General features: G+C 42.9%; 11 protein-coding genes. 5 read left to right on the top strand and 6 right to left on the bottom strand.

Translation table 11 applies throughout. The features are described 5' to 3' along the window. The 6 genes from O1722_RS25080 to mobI are packed head-to-tail and all read right to left on the bottom strand — an operon-like array spanning nt 1 to nt 8,215. A complete protein-coding gene (locus O1722_RS25080; protein ID WP_000718549.1) occupies nt 1-663 on the bottom strand; it encodes an IncC plasmid conjugative DNA transfer DtrJ family protein in 663 nt (220 codons plus the stop codon). Beyond that, a complete protein-coding gene (locus O1722_RS25075) occupies nt 650-1,759 on the bottom strand; it encodes a hypothetical protein (RefSeq protein WP_000343600.1) in 1,110 nt (369 codons plus the stop codon). Before O1722_RS25075 ends, O1722_RS25080 begins: the two co-directional genes overlap by 14 nt. Beyond that, complete coding sequence (traD, locus tag O1722_RS25070; RefSeq protein WP_001284073.1) at nt 1,759-3,843, bottom strand: conjugative transfer system coupling protein TraD; 2,085 nt, start codon at nt 3,841-3,843, stop codon at nt 1,759-1,761. Before traD ends, O1722_RS25075 begins: the two co-directional genes overlap by 1 nt. Continuing rightward, on the bottom strand, nt 3,843-6,986 hold the full coding sequence (gene mobH / locus O1722_RS25065; protein WP_479954680.1) for a MobH family relaxase: 3,144 nt from the start codon (nt 6,984-6,986) through the stop codon (nt 3,843-3,845). The genes traD and mobH overlap by 1 nt, the downstream gene beginning before the upstream one ends. Nucleotides 6,987-6,995: 9 nt before the next feature. Beyond that, entirely contained in the window at nt 6,996-7,733 is a 738-nt protein-coding gene (locus O1722_RS25060) for a hypothetical protein (RefSeq protein ID WP_000995978.1), read from the bottom strand. Further along, nucleotides 7,730-8,215: a conjugative transfer protein MobI(A/C) gene (mobI, locus tag O1722_RS25055; RefSeq protein ID WP_000071885.1), complete on the bottom strand. Its 486-nt coding sequence runs from the start codon at nt 8,213-8,215 to the stop codon at nt 7,730-7,732. Before mobI ends, O1722_RS25060 begins: the two co-directional genes overlap by 4 nt. A gap of 759 nt (nt 8,216-8,974) precedes the next feature. Between mobI and O1722_RS25050 the strand changes: the two genes are divergently transcribed. The 5 genes from O1722_RS25050 (at nt 8,975) to O1722_RS25030 (ending at nt 17,291) form a co-directional block, all read left to right on the top strand. Further along, a complete protein-coding gene (locus O1722_RS25050) occupies nt 8,975-9,775 on the top strand; it encodes a hypothetical protein (protein ID WP_000004208.1) in 801 nt (266 codons plus the stop codon). A 1-nt stretch (nt 9,776) separates the two neighbouring features. After that, entirely contained in the window at nt 9,777-10,289 is a 513-nt protein-coding gene (locus O1722_RS25045; protein ID WP_001140952.1) for a hypothetical protein, read from the top strand. A 591-nt stretch (nt 10,290-10,880) separates the two neighbouring features. Continuing rightward, nucleotides 10,881-11,927 carry a thioredoxin family protein gene (locus O1722_RS25040; protein WP_000196727.1) on the top strand — a complete coding sequence of 349 codons (1,047 nt, stop codon included), beginning with the start codon at nt 10,881-10,883 and terminating at the stop codon, nt 11,925-11,927. Further along, complete coding sequence (gene trhH / locus O1722_RS25035) at nt 11,917-13,332, top strand: IncHI-type conjugal transfer protein TrhH (protein ID WP_001257292.1); 1,416 nt, start codon at nt 11,917-11,919, stop codon at nt 13,330-13,332. Before O1722_RS25040 ends, trhH begins: the two co-directional genes overlap by 11 nt. 8 nt (nt 13,333-13,340) lie before the next feature. After that, the gene (locus O1722_RS25030; RefSeq protein WP_000386160.1) at nt 13,341-17,291 is read left to right on the top strand and encodes a conjugal transfer protein TraG N-terminal domain-containing protein; all 3,951 of its coding nucleotides are present in this window, start codon (nt 13,341-13,343) and stop codon (nt 17,289-17,291) included. Nucleotides 17,292-17,390 lie beyond the last annotated feature (99 nt).

Raw genomic sequence — 17,390 nt, 5'->3', positions numbered from 1 at the left:
TTACATGAGTTTTTGAAAGTTAGACCACAAGCGATTCAATGCAATTCCCAGTATCAATAAAGCGACTGGTGGGAAAAGTTGAGCGATATTGTTAAATAGTGACATATTTGGCATGACCAGGTAGACCATCGTTAAAGCACTGATCACCCAAAATGCTCGAAACCAAATACGATAAAACTGAACTGTAACCTTACCAAATACGTACCTCTTCAATTTCCACTGGTACATTCCATCTGCTAGCATGGCAAATAGATAGGGCAGAAAAACGATTAGCCACCCCAGGATTAAGTTCCACCGGAAAATGGACTGATAAAGTAAGAGGGGTATGTTTTTGGCCATAGTGTAATTAATAGAGGTAAATTTTTCAGCAACAATGTTAATACCTCTGGCTGGTTTTTTGGTGTCAGGGATCAGAATAGTATTCAGATAGTCAATTAACTTATAGTCATGTACCAACCAATTTAAAGTCGCTTCACTATTTGCAATGACAGACTTCCAACGGTCATTTGATATGATGGACCGGCTTGCATTAACCTCCTGAGTAATCTGATATTTGAGCTCCTCAGTATTCTGGAAAGCCAAGCTGTAACCAAAATAAATGACCATGCCAAAAAAAAGCATTGTTCTGAGCACTGCTGCCCTGCTTGTATTATCCGCAGCCATTGCTTTCCCTCCATTCACGAAAAAGAGCTAGCCTCTGATCGTGATTGCAATAGTTGTTACGCCACATCGTCGGGATACCCAGGAGCCAGTGGTACTGTTTAGGTATGATTTGGTCGATGAGGCTTAACTCCGCCAGTTCTTTATGCTCTGCGCTTTTCCACTCGATCTGTCCCACATCAGGAACAAATACAGCGGTCCTTGCTTTTGCGGCCTGGCGGGAAAATTCTATAAAGTTGATGCCCCACGGCGTCCAGTATCTGTACTGCTCGTTTAGGCCGATGTTAAACACCGGCAGAGAAAGAGTTGAGTCGGCAAAAGCCGAAATCACATTTTTGCAGACTCTTGGACTATCTATTTTTTCCTGTTCGGTTTTGAGATGAGTCAGCAGTGCACGGTCAATAATGCTGTTAAAGGTGTTTGTATAAAGGCCATTAGGGTCAGGAAGCTGATCTATGGCAGTAATGATTTTAAATTTTAACCGAGAAAGAAAGGGAGAGTCCTCAATAGTAACTATATGACTATGTGTTGTTTCTGGATGAATCTGGGGTTTGATGCGCTGTACTTGTTTAAAAGAGACACTACCTGGCAAATTAATGAATGCGCCCACCGTGCGTGTTAAATCGACGAAATAAGGCAAAAGATAACAACCAAGCATACGGGCATTCTTTTTTACAAGATCACACCGTACGTCATTGTTATCGAAAGAAATACGGAAACTAACGAATTTACGTTCAGGACCTTCGCTGGTGGTCAGTGATTGAATCCATTCATGGCATGATCCTTGTGGTACCGACCAGTAGCTGGTTTCACGGTCCCCAAAGGGATCAGTCGTGATCAACTCTCCCTTTAAAAGGAAAAGCTCAGACAGGGTATTTGCCATGGAGAATAGGGAATCGATATCGTTGCTCTGACAAAATTTTCCCAAATGATGAAACGCGTTTTTTTCTATCATAGTTAGCCGATCTCGAACTTCCTGAGAATCTGCGTACTTTAAACCCAAAGACTGAAAGCGCCTTTTTACGAGCGAGCGACATTTGCTGACTTTTAGTGCAGAGCTTAAAATTTGCTGGCGCGTCAGGACAATTTTTTCATCCATCAATGCAACTTCCTTAGAAATTTATTAAGATTTTTGATATCGAGATTTTGACGCAAAGTAACTTTTCCGGCCTTCTTGAAAAGCATTTCCGACAGAGTTGTGTTTGGCTTCATTTGTTTCTCAGCAACAGCAATAGGGATTTGGCCTACAACCTTCCTGCCATCTTGAAGCCTGGCAACTATGTGAAACATAGGGACCTGACCCAAGAGATCCTTTGGAATACTCTCTTCTAAAGTTGTCTGCTTTCTTTCTGAGATTGAACCTGAGAAGTTATTATGCGGCAAAGATGTTTCTGAACCGGTCGTATAAGTGACCATATTTGTGCTTATCGCACTCTTACCAAAGTTCTCTACAACAAGCGTCTGAGTAGGAGTATCGTTGACTCGCAAGCTTATATAATTGTTGCAGAGCCCCGTAATTCGATTGGCAGTTTCAACACTTGCCGCAGCAATAAAGTCGGAGATGGTTTGGGTGCAAATAAACAGTGCAATTTTCGCTGCACGACCCTGCGCCAGAAGGTTAATCATAGGGTTGTTAATGGCTGAGTGTGCCTCATCAACAAAAATACTTATCCTGGAATTAGCTGACATATCACCATCTTGAGCGTTGTAGCGACTACCGGCACAGGAGGTCAGATCTGACATTATTAATTGAGAAATAGCAGCTGCTGTATCGGGGTTTGAAAGGCCATCAAGCGAAATGTATAGCACCCCGCCAGTGCTGAACATCCCTTCGCTTGTTACAATTTCTCTTGATGATACTGAGTTCGGGTTAGGAGATAAAAGCTCATTTAAAGGTTTTTCAATGAGCATATCGAAAACAGGCATAATACCTGCGGTCATTTTAGCCATATGCTCTGGGTCGGACATTGAGTAATCAATAAGCTGGGAAACAGTATCTAACCAGTCTATTTGTTCGGACCCCTCGTAATTCATGAAATGAGCCGTAAACCATTCAGCGAGACGCTTGAAACGTACCGGCAAGGTATCGTTAGCGACGTACTTAACTTTTTCGGTCCAGACATCGTAACCATAATATCTCGCGTAACATGACTCCATTACCTTGACTGTAAGATTCACAATAGACATGTGGCTTTTCATGTTCTTGTGAATCAGATAAATAGAAGGCTTTTTCTCTATGTAAGAAAGCCCGGAAATCACATTGGAAACGAGAGCCTTGGCATACTGAACGAATGGGTTAACCTCACCGGGAACTGTCACCAAGCTCAAAAGACGAGATGTTAGGTCAGAAACATTAGTATAGGTGTTGCAGACATCAATACAGACCGAAGATGCTGGCTGGCCAGGATGAAATTTATAGAAAGGAAGACCGAGGGTCTTAGCCTCTTCCATTAGAGATTCTCGCCACTCTGCATCGTTCTTTGGATCTATGACAACAACAACATGACCAAGATGAAGCATGCTAATGCTTAGTAAACGCTGTAGCACCGTTTTCCCGGTACCCACGTTTCCGGTTATCAGAGTATGACCAAACCAATTGTCTTCAGTTACAAATATGGGTTCCCTACGTTCCACAGCAAAAATTGCATTGCTGCCGCCCATCTTACGAGCCATTGCGTCAAAATGTCTCTTAATTGGGTTGAAGACGAATGGCAACTCGATCTCACGTTTATCACTGGAGAGGTTAGCTATTTGATATGCCCGATCCGCATGTTCCGGACCCCACTCAAACCCATCACAAAAATAGGACTTTCGCTCGGGTATATCCTTATTTTTATTTTGATAATCCTGAACCAGTTGACGATACTTTCGCTCATTGGAGAAAAAGTTACTTTTGTTAATTACACGCAGTGAATCAAGACTAACGAACATGAAATGTCGCTTGAATACACGCCAATGAGCCATCAAAAATGGCGCTGCTGTTTTGCAACGATAAAGGCACAGCAAAAAAAGCAATATTGAGGTGAACAGAACTATTGGGGCGATGTCCAGTCCGTCTGAAGAAAGTCCCATATAAAGCATAGAAACCGAACAAATCAAAAGTATTGAGGCACTACGATACTCAAGAATAGGCCGATAAAAATTCTCTTGTGCATGGAGGTTAGTCCTCTTCGAATCTGACATTATAGGTTCCCAGCCTCTTTCAGGTTATTGATAATTCGTTCAATGTCCACTTTCGCCCGGTCTGATGCGGCCAGCAAAGTAGGCATGTTAAATGCATGGCATTTTGTATTGATCACAGCACCAGAATTAACGAGGTACTGAGGAAGCTTATTGAAAAGATCTTGAGCCTCTAACGACCCAAATTTTTCCACGCAAGATTGGGTCAGATAGAGAGTATTAGGAGTACTTACCATAAATCTGTTTTTGCGCTTTCTTTTAAACGCCACCTCCATTTTGGACAGAATTTGATGCAGTACTAACGCAATTTCTACAAATTCAAGCTCTGTAACGTCACCTTCGCTTATAAGCGAGAATTCACCATTTTGGTCTGATTCAGTAGATGCAAAGACTTTACTGTTCAGATTGTGACCAGAAACAGGTGATGCTGGTTTTTGTACTTCTGCTTTGTCCGATGATTTATTCCGGTTGCGCTTGGGATTTTGTTTTTCTACCGGTGCTGTTGGGGCGAACAGTCTGGCCAGTGCTGGCGAAAGATGATGCCCCTTAGCGTCTGTGGGCGCATGCTCTCCATTTGATTCTTCAAGTACAGGAGGTAAGGCGGGCTCTTCACTTGCCATCACACTGGTTGCGGCTGCTTCGGTCTGGGAATACACAACTTCAGCTGGTGGTGGGCAGTTACCCTCAGTATCTGGTTCTGAGTTTTCTTGTCCTACAGAAACATCCATAGAGCGTTCATTCGTACCCTGGGGATCAGCGTTCTGTTCTCGGTTAAGTTCTGGTAATTCTGACGGCTCGGAGAGAAGCTTTTCATTATGGACCGAAGAGCTTGTTGCACAACTACCGACTTCTGGCCGAGAAACACTAAGCTGTGAGAAATCGGTATAATCAATGATCTCATGCTCTTCATCTTCTTTCTCAAAAAGATGTTGATAATGTTCATATTCCACAGCCTCAGTTTTCAGCGGACCAGTCGCGGATGCACTATCGGTTCCATGATATTCCACGTCGCCAGAATGTTCTTCGACTGCATTTACACGTGGGGGAGGCAGCTCAAGCGTTTGCTTTGGACGTGGGGCAGAGTTTTCAACAGAAGACTCATCATTAATCACTAATGCCTGATACATAGAAGTATTGAAAAGTGACTTTAAAGTTGTTGGCCTTCTTGGCTCATGATAGGTGAGCTGGAACCCGGCGCAGTTATCGCCGAGCTGGACTAAACGCAGATCGTCAATGTCCCTTACTATCCACATTCCATCGAGAGAGCCTTCTCTGAATGTCAGTTGGAAATAGGGCTCTTCACTGAATGCTTTTTCATCTAATCCCGGCAGCAATGCCATAGTGGTATCTATGTTGAGGTAGGGGACAGCATCAACACACACTATATAGTCATTGGAAAGTGGAGCGCTTAAAAGGAGTTCATGAAGTTGGTTGACCAGGACATGGGATTCCGTGTCCTTTGCCGATTCATCTTCACTTTCTTCTATATCAGGAATGACAGGATCAGCTGCTTCCTCACCCTCAGATTTAACTATCTGCGTGTCATTATCAATTTCATTATCACTTTCGGCTTTCTTCTCAAAATCGTCGGATGAGCCTTCATTTTTCTTAGAATGTATATCAACATCAATAGAGGCAGAGGAGCGGCCTAAATCATTAACCTTAAGAACAGCCGTCTCAACAGTATCAGTAATTTTAGTTATAACGTCCCGACCGGGCACTGGTCTTCTGTATTCAGTAACTGTTTTTTGCTCGTCAATGTAAATAAAGTCTTTATTGGCATTAACGCTAAAAAGACCCGGCACTGAGTCAGGGATTTTATAGGAATCAAAGATTAAACCAATCCACCTTAGCTTAAGAAGGTTATAGAATTCTAGTTTCCCTATCCCATTTCTAAAGATGTTTGATATTTCGTTTTCCGAATAGATACCCGGAATGAAGTAGTGAACGACACGCTCATCATCATAGGGCTCGACGTAACCACGTTGAACTAGGGATTCTACCAATACGGTCTTACCAGCCTCTCCCTGAGGGAAGTTATATTTATGTAATTCGAAATCATTGAGAACAAAATCAAGGAATGCGTTCTCGTTAAGGTATACCTCACCATTTACGATAATGATGTGCATAGGCTTAGCATTGTAATTGTTGATATTGATACTGGTAAAGTTGTGCTTGATGGTACTAATGGCCCTTGCTGCTGCATCATTAGAACGCAGACCCATGATAGGGTCACGTAAAACATTAAGGTCTGTACCAGTAGAATAGAAATCAGCGGTCCTCACGCATTTAGACAAAAAGTCATTCCCATCAGTATAAACGTTTAGGGCGGTGATCATTTTTGAATAAACACGTTCTTTATTTACCCGATCCAAAAATGCAAGACATACCGGGTTTAGGATTCGCTCAAGGAAAACGCTGGACCAGATATTATGTTGATTATGAATACGCTTTCGCCAGTGGATTTCGTATTCAACCACGTCATTTTCACGTGCCCAGTCAAGAAGACTTTGTGAGCTTGGCGTCCAAATGATCGGACTAGCTAAATTCAGGCTTACAATGTCGAGATCGTAAACCTTTCCGGCATCATGGACTAAACCACAGATAAACGCAGCATAGAGATATACTTTTCTACGGACTACTTCTTCATCTTGATATCCGATTGGTCTCAGTTCTGAGTGATGCGCATTTTTTAAAGAGAGTATGGCCACTTCCAGGCTGTGAGAAAGTAACCCACCAATACCATTATGATGATGATTTTCGGAAGCTGGCAAAAGATGTATCCAGCGAACATATTCAACCAAGGGCTTTAAAACTAAATTAGTAAATGTATATGCATCGTCCCTGATGTCGCTATCGCTGATAGCTAACATCATTGAAATTGAGTGCAGCTTTTCCCGATACAGAGACAGGATTGACTGTTCATTAAATGTCTGTATGCCCGTCGGACGAGTTGGATACTCGATGAATTTCAGGACTTCTGGATTTGGATGATCAGGAACAGTGTACTTCTGATCTCCTAGAATCTGCGCAAAAGGAGAGAGGCTTGATATATCCTCAATCATTACAGAGGTTGCATCATTCTCCTGAGATGAGAATATCCCCAAAATCCGTTTAATACATAAATACAGCGCCCTGAAATTCATCATCATACCTTATCGACGTTTGCCTGACAGTTCGGCTGCAATGTATGCCTGCACACTTTTATATTGCATTACTTTGGTGATGAACTCTGCTGGACTGTATGGCCCATCCTTACGGCGAGAAACATTCAGAGTCTTTTTCACATTCTCAACATATAAATTAATACTCTTTATAATGTTGTGAGACATAACCGGATAGTCGCTTACAGCCAGTAAACCCAATGAGTTGTACTCATACATTGTGTTCATGAGCTGGTTCATCTCGAAGATGTACTTGTAAAACCTCATGGTGTTGTGGTTATTGAAGTTGAGTTGTACTGGTTCAAAACTGAAAGGTACAAACTGAGTTGATGACATGAATGAGTCATTCTTGTCGAACTCAATTGACTTAATATAAGCAACAAGATTTTCTTTCATCTTATTGTTTTCTTCATGCAGCTCGTTGAACCAATCCTGAATAGCCTGAACAAGGTCAGGATGTTTAACTGCATCAACCGTTTTAAAGAGAGAGGAAATAGCGATACTCACATCATCAAAACCTCTGATGACTGCTCCATTTCTGGCAGTTAAAAACCGGTTAAAGTCTGGGGTGCCGGGGTTAATAATAACTTTGGCCATACCCTGGTGCTCTGGTCTACGTTGAGTAGAAGTTTGAGCGTTTACGCCTTGCTTTTTATTTGAACCTTTTACCATTACATCTTTTGGTTCAATGTTAATACGCTCATTGTCCGTGATAATTGCGTCGTTCATTGTGCCACCTTAGTTTTTGAGTATTGACGGATTTTTCGTCCAAGTTCGATATATGCTGAATGATAGAGCTCAAGCATTTCTCTGTAAGGCTCCAGCAATGCTTCCGTTTCAGAAATCATTTCGTATTCCCAGCTGGCATGGTTTACAAAACAGTTCTTAGAATATTTTCCACTTTTCATTGGTTGCACCCGTTTTGACATGTGGCTAGGCGCTCTTGTTTTATAAGGGCTGAACTGATGCCAAGTGATCGTTACTTTTCTGGCATTACCAATTAGCTCAACTTTTGGTGCGTAAGAACCCAGGTACTCCCTCTTTGGAACTTTGCTATGTCGGGTAAGGTTAATCTCTTGGTGGTTTCGTTCCTTCCACTTGATCCAGTATTTTGTAATGAGATCTTCAGCCTCAACACGCAAACCTTCAATCTGAGCACGTAAATTTTTACGTGTTAGCTCTATAGAACTTATAAGATTTGAATTACTCATGACGCCTCCTGATGTGAAATTACTATACCGGAGGAAATTTCCGTTTTTTTTCACGAACAGAAGATTTTTGAATGCTCTTTGATGAGGGAATTGAACAGATGTAATGCACTCGCTGTTTCCCCCATTCGGGAGGGGCCTTCAGAAACAGTAACAGCGAGTTTAGCCTCACTTCCATCGCTACCCCCTAAAGTTACTTTTGACAGAATGACCATTGTGGATTATTGCTTTTGATAATGTGCATTGCTCTATTAAAGTTATACATATATCTAGTGCCACTTTTCCAAAAAAAATGACCCTATGGAACTTTGTCCATAGTGACACTTTTATAAAAAGTGACCCTATGACGACATTACATAGGGTCACTTTTCAAACATAAGTGACCCTATGTGAGGCATTCATAGGGTCACTTTTCTTTGTTTAGTGATCCTATGTAAGCATGAGGTTGATGAAAAGTAAAAATGTCAGTTTATGACGGTCAGTGAAAGACGTCGTTATTCTAATCCAACGTTGGGAGGGGCTGGATTTAGGTTTTTTTTTAATCGCTTCACATTTCGTTAGCATGCGCAGGAATTTTTGATAAAATTCTGGTTAGTTTGGTTAAAAAGTGTTACAAGTAAGCGGTGTGGTTGAAGGGATAGATTTAAGGCTTATTCAAGCCTTAAGAAAATACTAAAAGTTACTTTTCACCCTACCGAACACCTAACAAAAAATCCATGTTGAAGATTTGAACAATTGTAATGGCGCAAGGACAATCAGCACATGTCAGAATCTGATAATTTAACTCGTAGCTTACTCGGTAAACTTTTCCGCACTGAGATTTCGCTTATTCGTAGTTACCGTGCATTTTTAATGTTATTGCCTGTGCATGGATCTTCTGCATATCAAACTGGGACTCCTCTTCTCCAGCGTCGCCTATTTGGGAAAGGATTTAGTACAGCCGCTGATTTAGCTTTTGAAGTGGAAACACGTCCAGGTAGTTTTTTGGTTCCGCGTACACTCGGAAAGGAAATTACATGGGAGAGGTTTTTTTCTGCGGTCTTGGACGGTGATTCCAATGTAATTCGTGAATATGATACAAATGATATTGACTATGGTATTTACGATGCCGGTGAAAAAGTGACTTTTCTGAATGGTACAGTGGATATCTATAATCCCAAGAAGATTCATGAGTTGCGTTCTAAATGTGTTGATATACAGAATGACTACTTTATGCAGGTGTTCTTTATCTCAATGCTCGCACCAGAGTTTGTAAGTATTTTCTTTGGTTTAAAACCAACTACAGCTGATGCTATTAAAGACATTGGTTATTCATCGTTAAAAACAATTAACGATGTCGTTCTTTTCCCACGTACAATTGCTTTCTCACAAGGGCATATTGAAGAGAGTGTTTCACTTAAAACGAAAGTTTTTGCCTGGGCTTATGAATTGTCTGCTGACATCCGGTTAGGAAAAGTTAGTGATGATTTGATGGAACTATTACGTTATGACACTATGTTCACCAGTCACCGTCAGGATGTGTTCAACACTTTAACAAATAAAGTTATGTTAAAGGATTATTGATATGGCAAAGGTCGATCAAACAAAAGCTAATGCTCTATTGCGAGCAGCAAGAACTATGTCGCTTGGGGCAAATAAAAATACAATACGAATTTTGTACGGTAATCATGTTGCTGAAAATATCGATTTTGAGCCTGGTGCAAAAACAAAACTCAAAAAAGGTATCCGGGGCTGGAGCAAACGCACAGATAACCGCCGAGCCTTTTCTGCTGTTATTGATGTCGCAGTTAACTATTTTGGTTTTGATCCAATAAATCCGGAAGCGAGTTTTCGGCAAATTGACTTCAACCGAATAATGAGTGTCCTTCATAATCTGGGATACTTTGTATGCGCACCGGAAGTTAATAAAATAATAGAAATCCTTACTTCTATGAAAGAAATTGAAGAACTAGGTGCCTGCGAAAAATGTAAACGCCCATACATTGTGCCAGTGACAAATGATGCTCATTGTCCACGTTGCAGATTATCTTCAACTGCTTCAGCCATAGAGAGGTATTCTCAAGAAGAATTAGATTAAATTTAAAAAAGATATCGCGAAACTTGCCTTGTCTGAATCTAAATATTGACTTAAGTCAAATTCTGTTGTTTGCTTTACAATCAAATATTAGTTACAACTTAAATATCAACTCTTGACAAGTAAAGATATAATTTGATTTTTCTTTATTCAGTTTTTCTTCGTTCCAAAAATGTGCACCTTTTTTTCTGTTGAAAACGTAAAACTACTTAGGTTCTCAAAACCTTCTATGCATGACGACTTCTTAATCGCTTTCAATTAATATATTTTATATTCTTGTCTAAGTTCGCTTCTTTGATCCTTAGCTATTCCTTTTTTGAAATATAGAAACAGCATTACTTGTGATGATTTTTTTCAGCTCTAAATACACCTGTTTTCAAAGCAATATTTGCTTTTAGATATTCGATAAAACCATGTTTTTGTTACACCGGATTTTTGACAACGTGCAAGATGGATGATCTTTCCATCACCGAGACTATCTTCTTAGTCAGCACTCCTTTTCCGTCCTTTTCAACATAAAAACGACCATGCTATACGAGCTCTAACCTTTTTTTTGTATGCCATCATAACCGCATCAGAAAAGGAGAACGGTCTATGACTCGTATTGCATTAGCGCCTTCAAAGATGGTTTTGCTTATGTCTTTGGTAATTACTGGTGCCCACGCCAGCCCTGAGCAACCCCTAATAAAAGATACGCCCTTTGTATCTGGCCAGGCTTATAAGAAGGGTTTCTTCTGGTATGACGATCCTGCTAAAAAAAGCGAAGCTGAAGAAGAAGAGGTTTTGCCACCAACCGGTGCTGCTAGCTCGCCTTCAAAAGAGGAAATGGTAGATTTAAATTCAAAATGGCTAAAAGAGAATATGCCTCGACTGTTAACGCAGGCAATGGATAACCCTACCGCAGAAAATCTATCACGTTATTACACGGCGCAAAGGTTAATGCTGGATATCAGTACGCGTTTTTCTGACAAATCAAAAGATTATTTTCTTAAAAACCCGATGATGTCTGAAAAACGCAGGCAACCAGTGGAAAAGGTGGCACTGGATGCTCACCGCACTGTTGTTGAAAAAAATCAGCAAACGGTAATGAAAGATATCTTTACTAAGTCAGGTTTATTTTTCTTTTTCCAGAGTACTTGCCAGTTTTGCCACGAAGAAAGCCAAATACTTCAATTTATGCAGAACTATTATTCGGTAGATATTCTTCCAATCAGTATGGATGGAAGGCCATTGCATAATGGCCTTTTTCAGGATTTTAACATCCCCAACGCACAAATTATTGATCAATTTAAAATTCGAGAGGTACCTACAATTTTCCTGGTTTCAAAGGATGGGACATCAGCTCAGCGCATTAGTGAAGGCATGATCTCCGCTGATGAATTAAAGAACACTATTATACTTGCCGCGAAGGGCATGAATCTGATCGATGACGCTTCGTTCCAGTCAACTCTAGATATTAAAAGGCAATATACCATCGGCGATGATGGCGTTATTACCGTTAATAAATCCGAAATGGAATCAGACCCATTCCTACTTCAAAAAATAATGGACCAAAAACTCGAAGGCTATGACATGCCTACGGCCGATCCGGTCAATTATCTCAATGCTGGCGGCAGTTTTGGAGGCACTTATGCGCAGTAATGCCGTTTTCAACTTCAAAAAGTTACTTTTGTCTCTTTCTGTTTGTGCTGCAATTTTAGCCCCGACTGCAAATGCAGACAACGCAATGCGTAACATTTTCAATGGCATGATGACGTCTACCAGCCCGGCCACCTTTTCCACAGCAACCCGTACAGGCATAGTTGGCGGGTCAATGTCTTACCGAACAACAAACGTTAATACCAACCTTGTTTCCATGTCGTTTCCAAAAGCTTCTGTCGGTTGTAACGGTATTGACGTTTTTCTTGGGTCCTTCAGCATGATCAACGGGGACCAGCTTGTGCAGGTGGCCCGTGGTATTGCCCAGGGTGCGGCTATCTATGCTTTTAACGTTGCTGTTTCAGCTATTTGTGCTGACTGTGCTGCAACGATTAATGACATCCAAAACAAACTGCAAGCGCTAAATAAATTTGCGAAAGATTCATGCAATGCAACTTACTCTTTCCTTTCTGAAAACGTGGGTACGCCAAGCCAGTTCGCTAACTCAGTTAGCTCTGGACCAGCCTCAATTCTGGGATCGATTAATGGTCTTATTCCTGATTTTGGCTCATCGATGACAAAGTCACCTGAAGCTGTCACTTCTCAGGTTAAAGCAAAGGATCCCGAAGAGTTCGCTGAAAAATTCAGTGGTAACCTCTTCTATATGTCGTTCATGGATATTGATAAGGGAACGATGAACATCGGAGGGGTAACGGAGTTATCCGGTTATAAACTGGCAGAACAACTTATGTCTCTCGTAGGTACTGTCATTATCAACTGGGATAGCAAAGGCGAAAAAGCGGGAATGGAAGTCCGCCCGTCTACCATGACTGTCACGGATTACATCATGGGGCCACCAGCTGGCGGATCAATTAAAATGCTCAAGTGTTCTCCGGCACCAGATCCATCATCCCCACGAAAGGCTCAGTGCCTTGTCATGTCAGAAGTTAATGACGGTGGTTTTAAGGGATTGAAGGATACCATTTCTGATCTTCTTTTAAACGTACAGAAAAAAATCATCAACGACGTTCGTGTTTCAGATGATGAATTACGCATTATCTCCTATATCGGCATCCCGACCATTATCGACTCTTTGCAAACATTCGAAGCACCGGAAGGGTACGCATACATTCAGGACATCAGCACTATTGCTGCGACGAGCCTCGTAATCAACATGTTGCGCCAGGTTGAGGCCAAAATTTCAACCATGAGCATACCGAGTGAGTCGCTGTCGGGTAAAAGGGATGATCTCAACCGATTAACAGACAATCTCTCAAAACAGGTTAAAGCCGCCTATGAGCTATCGCACAGCCAGGTCGGTACCAGCTCGGACGTCATTTCAACCTGGGATAACCGTCGCCTGCAACGGAAGGCTTTCACTGAAAGTATTCGTGGCACACGTAACTGAGGTCTGACATGGATTACAACATATATACCCTGGGTGATATTGATTTTGTCTGGTCGGCTTTTACCGGTATTGCCCTGATCTTTTCTCAATATACTGGTGTAAAAGAGTTCCTGACCACGGCCGCCGTTGTAGCAGGTGTGAGCCTATTCTATAAAACGTGGCTATGGCTTCAGGCTCCGACCAAAAATGAATTACCGTTTTTCTCCTGGTTTTTGGGGTTGATCCTTTTCATGATGGCAATGGTTCGAGTGGATGTAACTATTGAATCTGTAAAGTCGGGAGAGGTCAGAAACGTCGACGGAATTCCAATTTTTATTGCTGCGATGGCAACCGTCACCACTAACTTAAGCCAGGGTTTGCTGAAGGATTATAAAACAGCGTTTGATCCGCTTTCTCCGGTGGACCTGTCTGCAACAACTCTGGACGATGACATCACCCTCGGTCCGATGATCCGATTCGTGAAGTTTTTGCAATGGGGCGGCGATAGCCAGGGCTACTGTTCCGCATTTCCTGAACCGGCCAGCGGGCTAGGGCCAATGAACGTATGTGCTACCGTTCAGTCTCTTGCATACAACTGCCTGAAGGCTACCCAAAACTCAAGCGCAAATATTGCCGGTAAAGAAACTATTTTTAACGATATTTTCTCAGCTAATCTGGCAGATAGCATGGACCGGATTAATCAGGCGATGAAAGGCGCACTGAAGAATGCCTCTGCCAGTATTGTTGGCGCTAACGGTTCAAAATCTGGTACGTGTGATGAGGTCTGGTCAACTGTGAAACAGGTTACCAGTACAGCTGAAGCTCGCCAGACTATTTCCCTTATAGGACAGACAAACGGCATCCTTACTCCAGACGAAGCAAATGGTGCACCTACCGGCGCAAGCTTTACTGATGTTATGGCGTCAGCAAATGGTATGTACGGTAAGGCTATTGGTTCGTATGACGCCACCCTGAACCTGTTCATTATGAATGAGCTCAGAAATGGCGCAAGCAAATATAAGACCCCACTCGGTCTGGCTTCCGATATGCAGTTGTTTGAGGCTTCTCTGAAGCGAACCAACACAATGGCTTCACAGGGCCAGTTGTGGTTACAACTGTCGGGAGCAGCAATCGCATTCCTTGAAATGTTTGCTTATATGGTTGCTCCATTTGCTTTGCTTATGCTGCTGGCGTTAGGTGGTAATGGTGTTGCCGCTGCGGCGAAATATTTGCAACTTATCCTCTTCGTGAATATGTGGCCGCTTACGGCAGTAATGGTCAACGCGTATGTGAAGAAAGTCGCGACGGCCGACTTGGATACCTGGAGCACCCTCAACAGCCAGAATAATGCCGTCACGTGGATGGGACTCCCAGGGCTTGCGGAAACATACAGTTCATACCTGTCTGTTGCTTCCGCCCTCTATGCTCTGATTCCGGTACTCACATTATTCCTGATGACACAGTCGATTCACCCGATGATGAATGCGGTTAAGGGAGTGACCCCCGATGCGCCGGTGGATACTGGTCATGTAACGCCCAAAGTATGGGATGGCCCTAACAGCGGTAAATCTTCATTTGGTGACGTGACACGAACCGCCTTAACCAGTACCGGTCAGGGATACAGCGATGGCGGCGCAGTTGATTCAAGTAATTTCCGTCTTGGAATGTGGAATGCTGGTTCAAGTATCGCTAACAGCCAGGGACAAGGATCAGCTGTAACCTCATCAGTTATGAGTGCGGCAAGTAATTCATTCCAGGCTGGTTACAGTCAGATGAGCGAAATTGGAAGGTCAGGACAGTCGAGCCAGCAGTTCTCAACCAACCTGCAAACAATGAAGCAGATCTCGGATAAGATTGGTGCCTCTGTAGCAGAAGGTATTGCAACGAAACATGGGGTGAGTGCGTCTCAGATGGCCAGCATTGCTTCAAATGTTATTCTCAACGCTGGGCTTAATGGAGGTGTTGGAACTGGCAATGGAGCCGGGCTGAAAGCGGCTGTAGCAGGGCAATTGAGTAGCGGTGCATCTAAGACCAATACAGGCAGTGACTCGCTTTCAAATGACCTTTCAAAAGCAATCACGAATCAGCTTAGCCAGGATTCTGCGTTAACTGACCAGTTCAGTAAAGCGGCGTCTCAGGTAAGCAGCGATCAGATATCCAATACTAATGCGTTTAAAGAAGCATCGTCGAAAATGAACCAGGCGACACAGACGATGGCGCAAAATATTTCTACATCGGTTTCGACTAACGCAAGCTCCAATAGTGGAATGAGCCTTGATTCTAAACAAAGCATTAACCTGGACAGGTTCTCCGATTCTATTCGCAACAAAAACTTCAGTGATGATGATGTAAGGAATTTTGCTCGTAAGAATGGGCTGGATGAGAATGCGTTTATGGAGAAATTCAACTCCTATAACGATACCTTCAAGGCCAGTAATCAGCTTGGATCGCAGCTTCAACGTACTGACGCGCTTGTGGCTGCAACCCGAGATTTCAGTGAGCAAAAAATTGCGATTGATACCGCCCGGGGAGAGACGGCCGAAAGTAATAAACAGGATCTCCGTGAAACCTCCAGCCTGCTTAAAAGTCTGGTTTCCGACTTCGGTGGTAATGCACAGCAGCTGCTACCTATCACCAATCAGCTCGACAGAATTTCAGGTGACGGGTCAGGAATTAATACTATCACTCAGGCACAGGATAGAACTCCTGACAGCGTAAATACGTCTGGCGTGATGAGTGCGTCACGCGTAGGGGAACTGGGTGGAAGTGTAGATTCGCAGGCTAAACTCGGTCTTTCCTCCAACGCTCAGGACGCGACACAGCATGTCCCTGGAAAAAGTGAAGCTGGCTTTACTCCGTATAACCTTGATAACGCGGGCAAAGGCGATATTCAGGGAATACATAACAACAACGTGGGCCGCACTTATTCTGATGAAGAAAGGAATGTGCTTAATTCTCTCGAAAAGAATGGACCTGTACTGAATAATCAGGGTGTAGAGAAAGTCGTCAATTCGGGTCAGGATGTCAGAAATGCAGAAGGCACATTTAACGATCTGGAAAAGGTTGGAGGTCGGGTGGTTGGTGATGGAATGGATCAACGAGCCACTGCTTTGAACAGTATGTATCAGAGCGGGCAAGTTCGTGGCTTATCTAATAACACTGATAACTACTTTAGTCGTGTTGCCAACAACCCGAACTTAAGCCGGGACGATAAGCGAGCTGAATTGGCACAGCAAGCTGTCTTTACCTATGGTGCCAGCACCATGGCTACCGGTGCCGAAAGAGAGCAGCTCAAAGCGGATACCCAGAAGATCCTTAATGAACTGGGTAACTATAACGTTAACTGGAGTATGAATGACGTTAAGAGCATCCATAGCAGTTTCAACACTCATAACAGAGCTGATGGTTCACTTGAGTCAGTCGTACGGGCAAACCTGGGAGAAGGTGGGTCGGGCGGTGGTCTCGTTGGTAACCGCACTCAGACCGTCACAGATCGCTTGGTTGGGGAAAAGATAGAGGCCAACACTGAGCGGGGCGCGATTTCTGGTGCGCTACTCGGGGGCCAGCAATTTGTTTCGGATACGCTAACCAGCGTTGGGGCGAAACCGGTAAATGAGATGCTTACGGGAGCGGGCATCCTTCAAACCCAGACATCGATAGCAAATGATGCCTCTAACCCTGCAAATATGCCTGATTCTCTCCAGGGTAAAGTCCTTAATCACATGCAGATGTCTGATGGCGTCGCAGCTGTAAGTGACCGGTATCAGAGTATTAGCAGCGACGGCGTTTCGACTTATGCGAATGCAGCGCAGAACTCTGAAAGGGCTATCCGGCAGCAATTGACGGATGACCCACGCTTTGGGCCTCAGAAAGCAGATGAATTCATTCAGTACATGAAGTCAGAGCTGAGCAACACAAATGAGCCTTACCAGTCACGTGTCGATAAAGCGGATCAGTGGCTTAATGAAAATAAAAAATAAGGGAGGTTGAATATAACCTCCTGAAATGACTATCAATAGATTGTAAATTACTGCTAAACAATTAAGGCCGCAAAGTATGTGTTTGCGGCCTTTTTTTCA

It is taken from the genome of Enterobacter cloacae complex sp. HYC003_NIDB (genome assembly GCF_056673375.1).
This window is presented reverse-complemented; position numbering and strand designations above follow the sequence as displayed.